This is a genomic window from Pseudoalteromonas sp. HL-AS1, from assembly GCF_031198785.1.
GTDB classification, from domain to species: domain Bacteria; phylum Pseudomonadota; class Gammaproteobacteria; order Enterobacterales; family Alteromonadaceae; genus Pseudoalteromonas; species Pseudoalteromonas distincta.
In genome coordinates, this window is the sequence record NZ_CP133569.1 from 1,954,478 (window position 1) to 1,971,371 (window position 16,894).

The window sequence follows — 16,894 nt, forward strand, 5'->3', positions numbered from 1 at the left end:
AAGTTTTTAAAATGTATCGATTATTTGAAAAAATGACAAAAGCATTTCCTGAGGATCAACCTACTCAGCCGCCTTCGACTTTATTTGCTTTTTGTCGTCACTACACCAAAGGAATGGAACTGTCGTTGGTGCTAATGTCAATCAGCGCCGCCATGCTCGCTATTTTAGAGGTTTCTTTATTTAGCTATATGGGGCAGCTTGTTGATTGGTTAACGGCCTACACACCCGAAACCTTGTTTGTAGAGCAAAAATCAGAACTTATCAAAATGGCTGTCATGCTCTTACTGGTATTGCCCGTAGTCGTATTTTTTCATTCTGCTATTTTGCACCAAGCATTGCTGGGCAATTACCCTATGTCGATTCGCTGGTTAGCGCATCGTTATTTACTGCGCCAAAGTGTGAGCTTTTATCAAAATGAGTTTGCAGGAAGAATAGCCACCAAAGTATTGCAAACCTCTTTAGCCGTTCGCGAAACAGTGACCAAACTACTCGATGTATTAATGTACATAGTGGTTTATTTTGGCTCAATGGTATTTTTAGTTGCCGAAGCTGATTGGCGCTTAATGATCCCTTTACTGGTTTGGTTAGTTTTATACATTTGCGTACAGCTTTATTTTGTACCGCGCCTTAAAAAAATTGCCAGCTCACAAGCCGATGCGCGCTCAGAAATGACCGGTCGAATTGTTGATAGCTACACAAATATTTCTACTATTAAATTGTTTTCGTATACCCAGCGTGAAGAGCAATACGCAAAACAAAGCATGGATGTATTTTTACAGCCTGTGTACAAGCAAATGCGCTTAGTAACCAGCTTAAACTTTGTTATTCAAAGCTTAAATTACCTATTAGTATTTTCGGTTGCCGCTGTATCACTTTATTTATGGTCACTTAGTGCAATTAGCGCCGGCGCCATTGCAGTTGCTGTTAGCTTAGCGCTCAGATTAAACGGTATGGCGCAGTGGATCATGTGGGAAATAAGCAGCTTGTTCGAAAACATTGGCACCGTAGCCGATGGTATGAAAACACTTTCTAACCCTATTGAAGTTGCCGATAAACCAAATGCCGATACGCTTAACGTAAGCCAAGGTGCCATTGAGTTTAACAACGTACACTTTAACTACGGCAAAGCAGCAAACGAGACTAATCGAAGCCCAGTAATGAACGGTTTAAACTTAAACATTAAGCCTGGCGAAAAAATTGGTTTAGTCGGCCGCTCTGGTGCAGGTAAATCAACGCTTGTTAACTTATTACTGCGTTTTTACGATACCGACTCAGGAACAATAAAAATTGATGGGCAAAACATCACAGATGTAAGCCAAGAAAGCCTACGCCGCTACATAGCGATGGTTACGCAAGACACTTCCCTGCTTCATCGCTCAGTAAAAGACAACATTTTGTATGGTCGCCCCGATGCAACACAAGACGAGATGATCAACGCCACCAAACAAGCTAAAGCACTTGAGTTTATAAACGACTTGGTAGATAGCAAAGGCAACAAAGGCTTTGATGCTCAAGTGGGCGAACGCGGTGTTACTCTTTCGGGCGGTCAGCGCCAACGTATTGCTATTGCACGTGTGCTACTTAAAAATGCCCCCATACTTATACTCGACGAAGCCACCAGCGCACTCGACTCAGAAGTAGAAGCGGCAATTCAGGCAAGCCTTGATGATTTAATGACAGGCAAAACAGTAATCGCCATAGCGCATAGGCTCTCAACCATTGCACAAATGGATAGATTAATTGTACTTGATGTCGGCGGCGTAGTTGAGCAAGGCACTCATGAAGAACTAATCGCTAAAGGCGGGATTTACGCAGCCCTGTGGACACACCAAACAGGTGGGTTTATAGGCGTCGATTAGCCAATAATATTACCTTACTGTAGACGTGGTTTATATTCTGCTGCTACCTAAACAAAAAAGCGAAGATGCCTTAAAGGCTCTTCGCTTTTTTGTTTAAAGTTATAAATATAGCTTATAACTTTTTTTATAAATTAAGAGATTAGTCTTAACCCTATCATTATCAGCATAACCACATTAGCAAGCACACCGATTAAAAAGAAGTAACTACGTGGGCTTGGGTTTCTCTCTGTTGCTATAGCGTAGTACAGCACCATGTGAATCAAACGCGCAATTAAGTACACCCAAATACACATAGCAAAAATCGGGCTTTGATAATTAATTACAAACGCAAATAACACCGTACCTATAAATAATGCGCTGTTTTCAAGCGTATTATGAAACGTACGATGTGCTCTAAATATAAAGCTGTCGTGCGATAAATCCTCGTCAATTTTACCTGGTACAGCATTTGGTTCTTTAGCTTTGCTAAACGTAGCCACAGCCCACTGTACAAGCAACATAATTAAATAGAGGTAAAATGCCAAATAGGCCGAAAGTGCAACTTCAGTCATTATTAAATCCCTTGTTTTGTTTTTAACTTAGTATTGATTGCAATTTTAAAGCCTAAGTTAATACACTGATATTCAAAGGGTTAATCTAATAAGCCTAATTACATATGTAAGTAACACACAGCATTGTATAAAATTTACTTGTTATAATTTTAAAAAATAACATCAAAACTAAACTGTATACTGCTGAGTTTACTCCGATCTAAAAAGTTTAAACTCTTCAAGCGAAGCATCCCATAACGCTACCTGATTACGCCCCAAGGACTTAGCCTCATAAAGAGCTAAATCAGCCTGTTCAATCAACTCAGAAGGTGTTCTGGCTTTAAATTTAATAGACGTAACCCCAAAGCTACACTTAACAGGAATATCATCAAATGTCGCTTTTTCAACTTTAATACGAATAGCCTCAGCTATACGTATTGCTTGCTCTTGAGTTGTGTTGTGTTGTGTTGTGTTGTGTTGTGTTGGGCAAAATAATACAAAATTCTTCGCCACCAAAACAGGCCACGCTATCACTTTTACGTATATTAGCTTGTAAAAGTTCGGCTACGCCACAAAGCACTGTGTCGCCAACGCTATGCCCATAGGTGTCGTTAACGCTTTTAAAATGATCAATATCGACCATTAAAATACAGTACTCTTCAATCTGAGGTAAATCCAAAAAGTCGCGATTCATAACCTCAAATAAAATACGACGGTTATAACAATTGGTTAAAGGGTCTCTTGCTGCCAAATAGTCTAACTCTTCATTACGTTTTTTAGAGGCAATAAAACTTCTATAAACCAGTAATACAATAGCTAAACAAGCGGCTAATAAAAATGCGAGCGCAATACTGGCGTATTTATTCTTTGAAAGCTCTAGCTCTGATATAACTCTAGCTTGGGCGGCGATTTCAATTTGATTATTTTTCTTTTCAAGCTCAAGCTGATGGCGTTTTTCTTTTTCTCTTAACGTCTCAAGCTCTATTTCCATTTTGTACGAATGCAAATGTGCTTTTTCAAGCGCCAACTTATCTTCACTTCTTTCATTTTGAATAATATCGGTTAGGGCTATTTCTTCTTCTGCATAACGAAGTGACTCTTCTATACGACCACGCAATTTTTCTGCTATTCGAATTTCACGATAGGCATATAGCATATGTAATTTATCATCTATTTCGGTTGATAAAGCGAGTGACCTTTTCAGTAAAGAAATCGCCTCATTTGTATCAATACCAATTAAAATGCCCGCAAGCGCAGTAAGCGACTTTATCTCATAAAGTTTACCACCTGTTTCTCTGGCAAACGACAATGACTCTTTGTAATACTCTATAGCCTTGTTGTTATTTCCTTGGGCACGATAAATATTACCAATAATACGTGCTGTTGTAGAAATGTACGATGTAAGGTTTTTGTTTTTATAAGTGATATAAGCTTTTTTAGCATATTGCATTGCTGATGCTAAGTCGCCAGATTCGAGGTTAATAACAGCCATTTCTCTTAAAGCTGAAGCGAGCGTTTTTTCCTCGACCATACCTTTTGGCAAATCGATAGCTATTTGATAGAAAAATTCGGCCTGATCAAACTGCCTTAATCGTGTATATACCAGTCCCATTTGATTTGATGTTTTAGCAATCCCAAGCATGTTATTTACTTTTTTATAATATAAATATGCCTCATTTATATGTTCAAGTGATTTTTCATAAAGATTAATATGACGATAAATAATACCCGCCCCTAGTAATGCCTTAGCAAAGCCAACAGGGTCGTCAATGTCTTTATGTATTTCTAATGCGCGAGTGGAGTAAGAGCTAAAACTAAGTTATCTAAATAACGGTGTGCTTCTGCTAGTGTATTTAAAGTACGCGCCATTAGCTTTAAATCACCTAAATTAGAATATACCTCTAAAGCTTTTGTATAAAAGTGAGCCGTTTGCTCTCTATTTTTGAGGCGTTTGTACGACTGAGCCAATTTTTTATACGTTTCACCTAACTGTCTTTGTATTAATTCGTCTTCATCAACAAGGTATTTTAAAGCAGATGTGTATTGCGCGTTCGCGTTATTGTACTTTTTTTGTTCATAAAACAAATCCCCCTTAGTAAGGAGCACTTGCGCTATAAAAAAGTCATCGCCATACACAAGGGTTGTTGGTAATAAAGTTTCAATGCGGGTAGTAAGTTCGTCATAACGTTTTTCTTCTAATAATATATTTATATAATTAATAGACGCCTTTATTTGGTTTCGTGAATCACTTAATTTGCTGTAGTAAACAGAGGATTGTAAAAAGTGCTCGAGCGATTCATTAATATTGTTATTTTTTTTATTCGCCCTACCTAGCAAGTTATGTAGCTTTGCGCTGAGTAACGTGTCATCAGCACTTTGCGCTTGTGACAACAACGCCTTACTTAGTTCAATACTTGTTATAACGTCAGTATCTATAAGTAATTCAGCTCTTTTTAGCAGCCCTGCATTAGATTCATTAGTTAAATTGTATGAGGTGGTTTCTTGTGCGTAAGCGCTGTTTAAGCTAACAAAGCTTTCACTAAAAATGTAAAATTATAAATTCGCTTTACAATGAAACTATGTATTTGCGAAGGTAAATCCATATTTCGCTTATGATTCAAGTAGGTATAAAATTCCATATTTACCATTTTAGTAATTTATTATTAATACAATTCAAAAGGCTGATGATAAAATATACAAACCGGCGCAATACATCAAGTATTGCTGCTATATGAATACTTTTAATTTATAATTTTAGCATAATTATGCATAGAGCAAGCCTAGCTTCTTAGTTTTAGTGTAACTAACACAATACCATGATCGGTACTTAAATCATCGCGCTCAAATTCGGGATTAATTAAGTGACGATCATAAGTATTATACTCAATCACCTCAAAAAAACTGCCAAGGTAGCTGGCATCAAACTCACAAGATAATAAAATATAATCAAGCACGGAGCTGCTCGCGCCATAATAATGTGTTGGTGCTCTTAAAGGCATAAGCTTAGTTGCATTAACATTTTTTGCTTCGTTTTCATCAGCTAAATCAAAAATGCTATTGCTTTCACTATCGCTTATTTCATCGCTAGTCATTGCCTCACAATTAGACAGTTCATCTTCGCTTAGCTGCGACTTAACAAACAAATCCCATGAATCATTTAAACAATATTTAGCGAGGTAGGTTTTAGCATCCAATGCAGGCGCAAAGCGTAGCGTACTTGTCAGTAAATGGCTTAATACGCCATCCGCTAGTTCATTATTAAAGTCCCCCATTAATAGCATGGGTTGTTGCATAGCTTCGCGACGAGCAATCATTTGTATCATTAGTAATGTAGCTTCACTGCCACGCTGAATAGTTGAGCCCCACCCACCCGCTACATTCGCTTTTAAAATTTCAATTATGTTTTGCTCGGGTGTAAGCTCTTTATTATGCTCATCAACATTAATCATTGGGCGCTTAGATTTAAAATGCACCACGTAACAATCAGTATTGCCTATATGCGGCAGCGTTATAGTTGCTCTTAGTACTTTGCGACTAAAAGTAAACTCACTATTAAGGCCAAGCGCAATTGCAAGCTCACTATCGTGCTCAACCGCTGCTACTTCAACTATGGGGTATTTAGAGGCGATTGCCACTACGGGGCGTTTATAAATAAAGTCATCAATCACCTCTGGCGTATCAACTACAGCAAAGTAATTATAACCTTGCTCGCCTACTAGCTCTTTTAATGAGTCAGTGCTAAACACTTCCTGAAAACCAATCACATCAGGGGCATGTTCTGTTAAGTAATCAACAACCCAACGCTGCTTTTTAGCCCACTGCTGCGCAGTATAAATTTTCTCAAACTCATAGTATGCATTGGGCGGCTCAAGATAGTTAAACAGATTAAATGTGGCTATTTTTAGTTGGGTGTTAATAATTCCAGATTCATCACTGTTTAAACCTGTATCTAACTGTTTAAGATCTTGATTGCTGATGGGGTTCGCCTAAGTAAAGTTGAAAGTGTTGCTGGCTTATAAACTATCATTTTATTACATGTTTACGTAATAAATCAGCCAGCTTAATTGTAATTTTATACACTCTTTTATTTTAGTCTTTATTATATCCCTCAATAAATAGCATTAACGTGCTTAACCATATAAAATTCGCGGCAATTAAATATGAGCGAAGCGACATTGTAATGAGTAGAAAGATTGAACTATTAGCCCCAGGCGGTGATGTTAACGCGGTAAAAGCAGCCATTGTAGCCGGTGCTAATGCGGTTTATTGTGGATTAGATACCTTTAATGCACGTAACCGAGCGTCTAATCTTTCGTTTGATGAGCTTAACGGCGCACTTCGCCTAGCCCATGAATACGGCTGTGAAATATTTTTAACGCTAAATGTAGTTATATTAGAGCACGAAATGGGCGCGCTATTTAAGCTACTTAACCAACTCGTAAATACCACGCTCGATGGCATTATTGTGCAAGATTTAGGGTTGTTCAACATTGTTAAAAAGCACTTTCCTACGTTGCATATTCACGCATCAACTCAGTTAACTACGCATAACGAATCACAGGTTGAGTTTTTAGCGCGCATTGGCGCTACACGTGTAAATTTATCGCGCGAGCTTAACTTAACTGAAATTAAAATACTGACCGACGTAGCGCACAAATGCGATGTATTAACCGAGGTGTTTGTACATGGTGCATTGTGTATTGCGTTTTCGGGACAATGTTATTCAAGCTCAGTAAGTGTGGGTAACTCAGGTAACCGTGGTCGTTGCTCACAGGCATGTCGTGATGAATACGAGCCAACGGCTATGGGTAACAAACATCCGTTAAACTTAAAAGACAATTCAGCCTATTTTGATTTACCAGAGCTGGTAGCCGCAGGTGTTGACTCGTTAAAAGTAGAAGGCCGCATTAAAGGTGCTAACTACGTTCATACCGTTATTGATAGCTGGCGCAAACAAATAGATACCTTTGTACAAACAGGTAATTTAATTGAAGACGATTCAAGCTTATACAAAGTATTTAACCGTAATTTTACTAATAAGTTTTTGCAAGGTGACATGACAAAAAACATGTTTACCGACAACCCGCGCGACCATAGCTTTGATCACGCTAACGAAAAGAGTAACGCGATTTCGGTTGTGCAAATTTACGATGCACAACAAGAACTCGCCGCAGAAAAAAATGACATTGATACGTTAGTTAAAAAGAAGATTGAGTTTTTAGATATTTCAAAACGAGAACTACACTTTGAGTTTGGCGGTCAATTAAACCAGCCATTTACAGTAACACTGACAATAAACGATAAACACAACAACACCCTAGCAGAGCAAAGCGCCCTTCAACCTCTACGCTTTGAAGTTCAATCGCAAATGCCTATGCAAACCGCCGATAAATCGGTTGTTGATATTGCAGCTATTGATAAACGCTTTAAAACCTTTAGTAATGCCAATTTTGAAATTAAAAATATGGATTACTCAAACTTAGGCAACAACTTAAGCATTCCGTTTAAAGAGCTTGCCCGTATTAAAAAGCAAGTCGCGTTTTTATTAAACGAAGGCAAAGACGTACTCGCCCCTGTTGAATTACCAAAACTAGTAAACCACGAAAAAGCAGATAAAAACAAAACAACACTCTCTATTTTAATATCGGACATAAAAGACGTTCACCTATGTGATTTAACAAATGGCGATGTTTACTTTAAATTACCTGAAAGCTTTAGAACCGATAACGATAAATACATAAATGTATTTTTAGAGCACCCACAGTTAATTCCGTGGTTTCCAGCCGTGTTAATTGGTAAAGACTTTGACGAAGCCGTGCGTTTATTAGAAGTAGCGAAACCTAAACTTATTATTAGTAATAACACCGGCGTTGCATTTAAAGCAGTACAAATGGGTATTGACTGGATTGCAGGCCCGTTGTTAAACACCACAAACTCTTATGCGTTACTAACACTACAAGAAGATTTAAACGCAAAAGGCGCGTTTATTTCAAACGAAATAAACAAACCACAAATGCGCAGTATTAAACGCCCTAACAACTTTAAAATGATGTACAGCATTTATCACCCAATACTAATGATGACCAGCCGCCAGTGTTTTTTCCAGCAAACCGTTGGCTGTAAAAAACCACGTATTGATGCCAGCTGTATGCTGAGCTGTAAAAAAGAAACCACCGTTACCAATGTTAAAGGTATTAGCTTTGCTATTGATAAGCAAAAAGGCGGCTACCCAAGTATTTATAACCATGAGCAATTTTTAAACATGGATATTGTGAGTGACTTTGCCGACAAATTTGACGAGTTTATGATTGATTTAACCGACATTGGTTCAGGCGATAAAGAAAAACTGGATAAAGCCGTGTTACTTACGCATTTTCAAGATTTAATTAACGGGGAAACACAAGCGGTTGAACACTTAAATAGCTTGGTTAAAGTACAAACCCGTCAGCAGTATGTTGAAGGCCTAAACAGCTAAGGTAACTAACATGACATTGCCATTATTATATTCATTACAACACTGCCCATACGCAATGCGTGCACGAATGGGTATTTTAATGGCAGAGCAACAAGTACTTCTACGCGCTATAAAAACTAAAAATAAACCGCCGCATCTATTGCAAATATCGCCTAAAGGCACTGTGCCTGTTTTATTACTGCCTAATAACCAAGTTATAGATGAAAGCCTCGATATAATGCTGTGGGCTTTAAAGCAAAACGATCCGCATAATTTACTGCATACTCAAGACCCATTAGCACTTGAGCGCATGCTTGAGTTAATTAAGCTAAACGATACGCAATTTAAACCCGTACTCGAAAAGTACAAATTTTATGCTCGTACAAAAGACATGGCACAAATTTATTACCAAAAAGCCTGCGAAGAGTTTATTAAGCAATTTGAAGTAAAACTAACCACGCATAAATACTCAATAGGCGATGAAAAAAGTCTAGCCGATTATGCCCTGCTGCCATTTATTAGACAGTTTGCCCGTGTAGATAAACATTGGTACTTACAAAGTGAATATACGCATGTTCGCGCATGGTTAAACGAGTTTTTACACGCCCCCATGTTTACCAAAGTTATGGCCAAATTTGATTTGTATATGGACTGCGGCGAAGAGTTTTTATACGGCGTTAAAAAGCCTTAACTTAGCCTTTGTTTTATAAGGAATTACATTACTTTAACTAGCTGTAAATCTTAGCATTGAATTATTCTCATCATCGAATTTAAGCCCTTTTTTTACGCTATACTGCCCTCCCCATTACTAACAAACGCTATGCATTATGAACTACTCAAACTTTGGCACTAAATTTACACAACCCAACGGCATTACTCAGTTAATGGAAGATTTAGGCGGGGCTAAAAACAGTAATAATCCTAATATTGTTATGCTGGGTGGCGGTAACCCCGCATTAGTACCACAAGTAAATGAGGTTTTATTAAGTGAATTACAAAATCTTGTTGCCAGCAATAAAGTATCGCAAGTATTTGGCCTTTACGATGGCCCAACCGGTAACGACGAGTTTAGGGGGGCATTAGCTGGCCAGCTAAGTAAAGAGTACGCATGGGATATTAACGCCGATAACGTAGCACTTGGTAATGGCAGTCAAGCTAACTTTTTTGTGTTGTTTAATATGTTGGCAGGAGAAATGCCTGATGGCAGCCACAAAAAGATTTTATTTCCCCTTGCGCCAGAGTATATAGGTTATGCCGATCAAGGTTTATCGGCTGATATGTTTGTTGCCATAAAGCCTGATATCGAAATTTTAAATACAGGCAGCACATCAAAACAGTTTAAATACGTCATTGATTTTAAAGCAGTTGAAAACACACTAGCAAACGACAGCAGCATAAGCGCGCTGTGCGTATCACGCCCTACCAACCCAACAGGTAATGTAATTACTGACGATGAAGTAAAACACCTTGATTTGCTTGCTAAGCAATATGGTATTCCACTCATTATTGATAACGCATACGGCGATCCGTTTCCAGGTTGTATTTACACCGATGCAAACCTAACGTGGAACTCAAACATTATTTTATGTATGTCACTTTCAAAGCTGGGCCTACCGGGTTTACGCAGCGGTATTGTGGTTGCCAATAATGAGATTATTAAAGCAATTGGCCGGGTAAATGGCAGCATGGTGTTATCGCCAAATAGTATTGGTCCAAGCTTAGTGACACGCTTAATTAACGACAACGAACTACTGCCACTGTGCCGTAATGTTGTACTGCCTTTTTATCGTAATAAAGCACAAATCGCGATTGAGTTGTTTGACGAAGTATTTGCCGAACTGCCTGTTTATTTGCACAAAGTTGAAGGTGCATTTTTTATGTGGCTGTGGTTTAAAGATGCAAAAATAACAAGCGAGGTGTTGTATCAACAACTTAAAGAGCAAGACGTGTATGTGATCCCAGGTCATAACTTTTTTATCGGCATTGACGATGATTGGGCGCACAAGCACGAGTGTATTCGTATTAACTATGCTACCGATGCAGATACCCTAAAAAAAGGCTTAGAAGCGATTAAAAACCTAATAAAGTAAATATACTGATGCCGATATAAATATCGGCATCATTCATTTAATTCGCTTATATATTCGTTTGAAATTCATGCAAACGCACTGTATCCCCCTTTAAATTTATATACAAGTTGGTATCCTACGCGCCCTTTTTTAACATATGCTTATAAAAAAGAACTCGTCAAGGAGCGACTACTGCTGCAAGGCACTTACTGTAAGTGACAGCTTTAACACAACAGGCATCGCGTATAATTATTGATTTTAAACGTAAGATGTAACTTTAAATAGCAACATGCATTAGCACTATTAAGGTCAATTATGCGATTAGGACCAGGACTACTCGTCACCGCTGCCTTCATTGGACCAGGGACCATTACTACCGCCAGCGTGGCAGGTGCAAACTTTGGTTTTGCACTTATATGGACATTACTGTTTTCAGTAGTTGCCACTATATTATTACAATCTATGGCGGCGCGCCTTGGCGTTGCCACCGGGCAAGATTTAGCTCAAGCGCTCAGAGCACATATTCAAACGCCTTTATTTAAATCTTTAGCTATATTTTTAGTCATCAGCGCCATTGGTGTGGGCAGTGCAGCTTATGAAGCGGGTAACTTAAGTGGCGCTAGCATGGGGTTAATTGAAATATTCCCTCAAGTTAGTCCTCAACTATGGACACCACTTATTGCTTTTTTTAGTGCAGCTTTACTGTATAGCGGCAAACATAAAGTGGTTGAAAACGCGCTAATTTTACTCGTTATTTTAATGAGCTTAGTGTTTATCTCAACACTTGTAATGGCAGCGCCTTCACTGGGTGATGTATTTGCTGGCTTTATTCCTAGTATGCCTGAAGGCTCTATTACAACCATACTAGCTTTAGTTGGTACTACCATTGTGCCGTATAACTTATTTTTGCACTCCGGCGTACTCGCTGCTAGACACGACAGTAACAGCGACATGCAAAAAGTGATTAAACAAACAAATGTTGATACAGGCCTATCAATCACTTTAGGCGGTGTGATCACTTTAGCTATTTTATCTACAGCTTCAGTTGCATTTTATGGCACCGATGCGGGGCAAATTAGTGCGGCTAACATGGCCGTGCAGCTAGAGCCATTGCTTGGCGATGCCGCTCATTACTTTTTTGCTATTGGCTTATTTGCTGCAGGTTTAACAAGCGCGATTACAGCGCCACTTGCCGGTGCTTATGCCGTGTGTGGCATGTTAGGTTGGTCTAACGATATGAGCAACACGCGCTTTAAAGGCGTCGCTATTGTTATTTTATTGTTTGGTGCTGCTGTGGCGTCACTCGGTTTAGACCCTGTCGCGGTAATTATATTCGCGCAAGCGGCTAACGGGTTATTACTCCCTATTGTTAGCACCTACCTTGTATGGCTGGTTAATCAAAAAGGGGTTATGGGAAACTACACAAATTCTTTGGTGTTAAACCTGGTGACCCTGCCCGTTTTAATCCTAATTTTTGGGTTAAGTAGCTACAAACTAATTAGTTTAATTTTTTAATTTAACTCTAAAAACCATATTTAAAGGCCGCTGTTTACAATAAACAGCGGCCTTTATTAATCACCAAATAACGTATAAGCGGTACTTATATTCAAACATCTAACACGCTTTTTGGTTTTTAGTTGCTTTAAATAATTGCGAAAATGTAAAACCACCTACCGCGCCTGCAAGCAGTTGAGCATAAAAACCCCAGCCTCTTGCGCCCGCTATAATATGAATATTCATAATTGATTCAATGGCAATTAACACAATAGCAAATGCCACAATGCCAGCAATCACAAATAGCTGAGTACTGTATTTTTGAACCTTTTTATTAAGCTTTACGGTAACAAAAAAAGCGATGGCAAGTGCTAGGGCAATAATAGCGCCGTAGGTAGGTAATAGGCCTAACCAATCATCAAATGTTAAACTAGTACGATCACTAAAGCCCACCACTACACCTACATTAACTAATTGATTGACAACGTATTGGCTATGAAACAAGCTAGCAAGTGTGAATGTAAGTAACCAAGAAACTAAAAATGAAGGCAATATACGTGTTAAAAACGACATGGTTATCTCAACTTAAAATAAAGCTTTTTTCTTATACTAGCCATGCTAGCAAAGGCTTGCCCCGTAAACAATGTATCTCTTTTTTTACTCTGCTTTCGCTTTTTTCGTTTTCTGTTAATGCAGATGCTACGTTACCAAAAAAGCAATACAGTACAAAAACCCTTGCTACACAATTACAGTCTCCGTGGAGCATGGTTGAACTACCAAACGGCACATGGCTAATTACAGAGCGTGATGGTCACGTAGTTATAGTTAAAAACAATGCGCAATCAAGAGTAAAATTAAACCTAACAGGTTTATACGTTGCAGGCCAAGGTGGTTTACTCGACATTGTATTATCGCCAGATTATAACAACTCCAAAGAAATTATTTTTACTTATGCCCAAGGTGATGCAAGCGCAAACAGGCTTGTTGTTGCCAAAGCCACGTTTAATGGCACTGACTTTTCAAAGCCTAACGTTATTTATAAAGTAGCGACTGATAAAAACACACCGCAACATTACGCAGGACGCGCCCTTGTGCTACCCGACAATACATTATTAGTTTCAACGGGCGATGGGTTTGACTTTAGAGAGCAAGCACAAGTTATCACCAGCCAACTTGGTAAAATATTACGTATAAACCTAGATGGCACCATTCCAACAGATAACCCATTTATTAATCATAAAAACCTAAATGCACATGCTGTCTACTCACTTGGTCACCGTAACCCTCAAGGCTTAGTTTATGATTACGATACGCAGCAAATTGTTAGCAACGAACACGGCCCTGCAGGCGGCGACGAGCTAAACTATTTAACCGCTGGCACTAATTACGGCTGGCCGGTAATCACCTATGGCAAAGATTACTCGCAAGCGCGTATTTCACCCTTTACCAAATATAAAGGCATGCAAAAACCAAGTGTTAATTGGACGCCATCAATAGCGCCATCAGGCATGGCGTATTACGGCTCTAAACATGCAGCTTTTCCCTCGTTACAGCAACATGTGCTTATCACTACCCTTGTTGATAAAAAACTCTACAGCGTTAATCTGGCAAGTGGTGAATTTACCCAGTTTCACGTACTTCCTAAGGCCGCAGGCAGGTTAAGAGATGTGTTTATAACTGATAAGGGTAACGTCGCGGTATTAACAGACAGTAAAGAGGCAAAGCTAATGTTGTTTAAAGCATATTAATTCACAAAGAGTATTATAGGCACTTCGCTTTTGGGGGGGAATGGCGGCTTGAAGAAGCCGCTTTAATCACTCACAATCAGACAATGGCTCACTAATTGTGAGTGTATGAGTACCAAAATTTAATATAGCTTGGTATTTTCTAAAAAATGGAGAGCCTAATAATCCATATATTGTATTGCCACCACCAGCAGCCTGTACATGGTCTCGGTTTAGTGATAAAAACTGTGTACTTTCATACAACTGGCATGCCAATTCAAATTTTAAAACGTCTAGTGAAAGCTAGGAAGTCCAACGAAAGCTGGTAGTGATCATAAATTCAATGGTGCGAGATAGTGTCATGTGGGATCCTAAAATGGTTTGAAATTAGGAATTGACACCATAGTCACTTATGTGGACTCCCATTTATCAACAACTATTTTAACTAAATAAATTCGCTTTCTTATGTACGAGTTCTAAATGAGGCGCTACCCCGACTCCAAGATAATTTCGCGTGTTAGAGCACTCTTCTTGTTAACGAGCTTTCCGCTCTTGTGACTATACTGTGTCGTCTAACATGTTGTTAATTTAGCTAAAGCTGATGTTTGATTTTTTTATAATAAAACAGCTTTATATTCTGTTTTATTATTGATTAAAGAAAAAGCGGTTCTAACCGTTTTATTGGCTAATGCGACTGCTGCACACTTTTTTCCTCGTCGTTCTATTAACGCTTTAAGCCAGCGCTCTTTACTTGTTTTTGGCTCTCGCTTAACAACTTGTTGGATGACAGCCATTGCACCTGTAATCAGTAAACTACGTAATGTTGTATTTCGACGCCGACTTATTCTACCTAAACTTACTTTACCACCAGAGCTGTGCTGAGTCGGTGTCAAACCTATACAAGCAGCGGCATCTTTGCCCGCTTTAAACCTGGCTAATTCACCCGACGACAAATTAATAAAAAGATGAATGGCATTTAAAATCCCACCCCCTTCTAGGCGCATTAGTTTTTTACAGCTTGGTGTTTCATCAACCCATTTAGCCAATGCTAAATCATAGGTCGCGATTGCTTCAGTTAACGTTAAATATAAATCCAATGATACTTTAAGCATTTTTCTAAATGCATCACAAAAACCATTTTCGGCATCTTCCAATGTATCTTGGATTGTACCTACAAACTGACTTATTGAGCGACCACTGCTTATATTAAATTCATGAAGTAAACCTGTGAGTTGATTTTTAAGCGCTACTTTTTGTTTAACACTGTGCTCTCTCAATTTGAGCATTGATTAAGCTTGCTGTTCATTAATTGATTTTGCAGTAATAAAGTGAACATCTGGTAACAGCGATGCTTGTAAAACAACTAAAGCATCATTTTTATCTGTTTTTTGACTTTGACGAACAGACATAACTAATCGCGCAGATATTAGTAAGGAATTATGACCAAGTGAAGTTGCAAATTGATGCCAATAATTAGCACTCGCACAGGCCTCAAAAATAATCGTTGAAGGACTAAGCGATACCAAGTACTCACTAAATTGTTGCAGTGTCATCTCATTATTTGAGTGCACTTTATTATTTGTAGAACTACAAACTTGTATTAATTTATGAGCTAAATCGACACCAATTCTTAACTTATTCATAATTGAACTCCGAAAAATAATTTCTACTTAAGTGTAGAAGTTGGGAGTCCAATTATCTTGTTATACAAATTTTTCAACCACAGCTTGCATGGCTTTTTCTCTATATAAAGGATGTTCATAGCTTTGAGCTCTTGGGTGAGCAATTCTTATGCACTCAATCCCGTTAAACTCAAATCGCCAATATTTACCACTTATGACTTCTAATGAGTTGTAACCATTAAAGTAATCGTTACACATATTTTTAATTGTTTGATCATTATTTTTGTTACAGCCAGCAGCAAAAATTATAATATCAGGTTTACTGTACTTAATACTTTCACTGATAAGTCGAATAGATAAGTTCTGAATAGTATTAAATTCTGACATTCCTCTATTTACAGGTGATTTTCCGTTAAAGTCCCATGCAAATAAATTTTGATATATAAGAGCACGAGGGTCTAAATCAAGGCGCTTTGCGACATCTGCGTAAAAACGCTGAAACCAACTAGAAGACTTTTTCCTTATAATTCCGCCTTTCTTATCAAGTAAATGCCAAGAGTAGCGTTCAAAAGATTCACTTATCACTGAAGACAAGCTATTTGAAGCATTTGCTTCGACAATTCTAGATATAGTGTTTAGTTTATTTTTTGTATTCCAGCCAGCTGTTTCTCGGCCAACAATCATAACCCTTTTATCTGAAAGCCAATATTCATCGAAAGGTTGAGCCAAAAAAACTCCTGAATACAAATCTTTTCCCAAAATAAATTCTGATGAGGTTATTGAAGACAGAACTCCTTCATAATTACTTTTGAGTTGAGATAACTCCATGCCTTCTCCATTTGTATAACAACTTTGTATCCGACATTTTTCGCTTTATAAACCGACAAATGTCCAAATATTACAAAGGCTCTAATTTAACCAGCTAATAAGCACTTGTAAACAACTAGTTAGCCGATATTTAAGTTTCCTTGATGCAGAAAAACACCAAAATGGTGGAGAGCAGTAATATTAGACAAAAAAGTAATACACTAATAAATAACAAAACATAGACTTTTTCCTTCGCCTTTTAGCTGTTACCTTTAAACTAAAAAAAGCCGCTATTCATTACAAATAGCGGCTTTCGTATTAAGACTTACAAGCTT

At 38.2% G+C, this 16,894-nt stretch carries 13 protein-coding genes and 1 pseudogene; 6 read left to right on the forward strand and 8 right to left on the reverse strand.

Features of this window, described 5'->3' with window-relative positions; all coding sequences use genetic code 11:
- Positions 1-11 precede the first annotated feature (11 nt).
- Positions 12-1,859, forward strand: a complete 1,848-nt coding sequence (locus RB214_RS09145; RefSeq protein ID WP_309166245.1) for an ABC transporter ATP-binding protein — start codon at positions 12-14, stop codon at positions 1,857-1,859.
- A gap of 131 nt (positions 1,860-1,990) precedes the next feature.
- Here the strand turns inward: RB214_RS09145 and RB214_RS09150 are convergent, their stop codons facing one another.
- From RB214_RS09150 to RB214_RS09170, 5 genes are all read right to left on the reverse strand, one after another.
- On the reverse strand, positions 1,991-2,410 hold the full coding sequence (locus tag RB214_RS09150) for an MAPEG family protein (protein ID WP_169060872.1): 420 nt from the start codon (positions 2,408-2,410) through the stop codon (positions 1,991-1,993).
- A 189-nt stretch (positions 2,411-2,599) separates the two neighbouring features.
- Complete coding sequence (locus tag RB214_RS09155) at positions 2,600-2,902, reverse strand: diguanylate cyclase domain-containing protein (protein WP_309166247.1); 303 nt, start codon at positions 2,900-2,902, stop codon at positions 2,600-2,602.
- On the reverse strand, positions 2,814-4,031 hold the full coding sequence (locus RB214_RS09160; protein ID WP_309166250.1) for a tetratricopeptide repeat-containing diguanylate cyclase: 1,218 nt from the start codon (positions 4,029-4,031) through the stop codon (positions 2,814-2,816). The genes RB214_RS09155 and RB214_RS09160 overlap by 89 nt, the downstream gene beginning before the upstream one ends.
- 143 nt (positions 4,032-4,174) lie before the next feature.
- Positions 4,175-4,780, reverse strand: a complete 606-nt coding sequence (locus tag RB214_RS09165) for a hypothetical protein (protein WP_309166253.1) — start codon at positions 4,778-4,780, stop codon at positions 4,175-4,177.
- 389 nt (positions 4,781-5,169) lie between these two features.
- Positions 5,170-6,273 (reverse strand): endonuclease/exonuclease/phosphatase family protein, encoded by a 1,104-nt coding sequence (locus RB214_RS09170; RefSeq protein WP_309168987.1) that lies wholly within the window; start codon positions 6,271-6,273, stop codon positions 5,170-5,172.
- A 296-nt stretch (positions 6,274-6,569) separates the two neighbouring features.
- Between RB214_RS09170 and RB214_RS09175 the strand changes: the two genes are divergently transcribed.
- The 4 genes from RB214_RS09175 to RB214_RS09190 all read left to right on the forward strand — a co-directional run bounded on the left by RB214_RS09175 (position 6,570) and on the right by RB214_RS09190 (position 12,427).
- The gene (locus RB214_RS09175; protein WP_309166254.1) at positions 6,570-8,864 is read left to right on the forward strand and encodes a peptidase U32 family protein; all 2,295 of its coding nucleotides are present in this window, start codon (positions 6,570-6,572) and stop codon (positions 8,862-8,864) included.
- Between the two features lie 10 nt (positions 8,865-8,874).
- The gene (locus tag RB214_RS09180) at positions 8,875-9,534 is read left to right on the forward strand and encodes a glutathione S-transferase (protein ID WP_309166256.1); all 660 of its coding nucleotides are present in this window, start codon (positions 8,875-8,877) and stop codon (positions 9,532-9,534) included.
- A 136-nt stretch (positions 9,535-9,670) separates the two neighbouring features.
- The gene (locus RB214_RS09185) at positions 9,671-10,933 is read left to right on the forward strand and encodes a valine--pyruvate transaminase (RefSeq protein WP_309166257.1); all 1,263 of its coding nucleotides are present in this window, start codon (positions 9,671-9,673) and stop codon (positions 10,931-10,933) included.
- A 294-nt stretch (positions 10,934-11,227) separates the two neighbouring features.
- A complete protein-coding gene (locus RB214_RS09190) occupies positions 11,228-12,427 on the forward strand; it encodes an Nramp family divalent metal transporter (protein ID WP_149602550.1) in 1,200 nt (399 codons plus the stop codon).
- Between the two features lie 99 nt (positions 12,428-12,526).
- Here RB214_RS09190 and RB214_RS09195 read toward each other — a convergent pair whose 3' ends face one another.
- Entirely contained in the window at positions 12,527-12,979 is a 453-nt protein-coding gene (locus tag RB214_RS09195) for a hypothetical protein (RefSeq protein ID WP_309166260.1), read from the reverse strand.
- Between RB214_RS09195 and RB214_RS09200 the strand changes: the two genes are divergently transcribed.
- Positions 12,964-14,154: a PQQ-dependent sugar dehydrogenase gene (locus RB214_RS09200; protein WP_309166263.1), complete on the forward strand. Its 1,191-nt coding sequence runs from the start codon at positions 12,964-12,966 to the stop codon at positions 14,152-14,154. The two genes, RB214_RS09195 and RB214_RS09200, sit on opposite strands and share 16 nt — an antisense overlap.
- 590 nt (positions 14,155-14,744) lie before the next feature.
- Here RB214_RS09200 and RB214_RS09205 read toward each other — a convergent pair.
- Together RB214_RS09205 and RB214_RS09210 are read right to left on the reverse strand one after the other, a co-directional pair.
- A pseudogene (locus tag RB214_RS09205) lies at positions 14,745-15,773 on the reverse strand (IS110 family transposase).
- A gap of 60 nt (positions 15,774-15,833) precedes the next feature.
- Positions 15,834-16,580: a hypothetical protein gene (locus RB214_RS09210; RefSeq protein WP_309166266.1), complete on the reverse strand. Its 747-nt coding sequence runs from the start codon at positions 16,578-16,580 to the stop codon at positions 15,834-15,836.
- Positions 16,581-16,894 lie beyond the last annotated feature (314 nt).

What these genes read in the sequence shown, in the direction of transcription:
- RB214_RS09145 (WP_309166245.1), top strand. Translation starts at nt 12, where the DNA reads ATGTATCGATTATTTGAAAAAATGACAAAAGCATTTCCTGAGGATCAA.
- RB214_RS09150 (WP_169060872.1), bottom strand. Translation starts at nt 2,410, where the DNA reads ATGACTGAAGTTGCACTTTCGGCCTATTTGGCATTTTACCTCTATTTA.
- RB214_RS09160 (WP_309166250.1), bottom strand. Translation starts at nt 4,031, where the DNA reads ATGCTTGGGATTGCTAAAACATCAAATCAAATGGGACTGGTATATACA.
- RB214_RS09175 (WP_309166254.1), top strand. Translation starts at nt 6,570, where the DNA reads ATGAGTAGAAAGATTGAACTATTAGCCCCAGGCGGTGATGTTAACGCG.
- RB214_RS09180 (WP_309166256.1), top strand. Translation starts at nt 8,875, where the DNA reads ATGACATTGCCATTATTATATTCATTACAACACTGCCCATACGCAATG.
- RB214_RS09185 (WP_309166257.1), top strand. Translation starts at nt 9,671, where the DNA reads ATGAACTACTCAAACTTTGGCACTAAATTTACACAACCCAACGGCATT.
- RB214_RS09190 (WP_149602550.1), top strand. Translation starts at nt 11,228, where the DNA reads ATGCGATTAGGACCAGGACTACTCGTCACCGCTGCCTTCATTGGACCA.
- RB214_RS09195 (WP_309166260.1), bottom strand. Translation starts at nt 12,979, where the DNA reads ATGTCGTTTTTAACACGTATATTGCCTTCATTTTTAGTTTCTTGGTTA.
- RB214_RS09210 (WP_309166266.1), bottom strand. Translation starts at nt 16,580, where the DNA reads ATGGAGTTATCTCAACTCAAAAGTAATTATGAAGGAGTTCTGTCTTCA.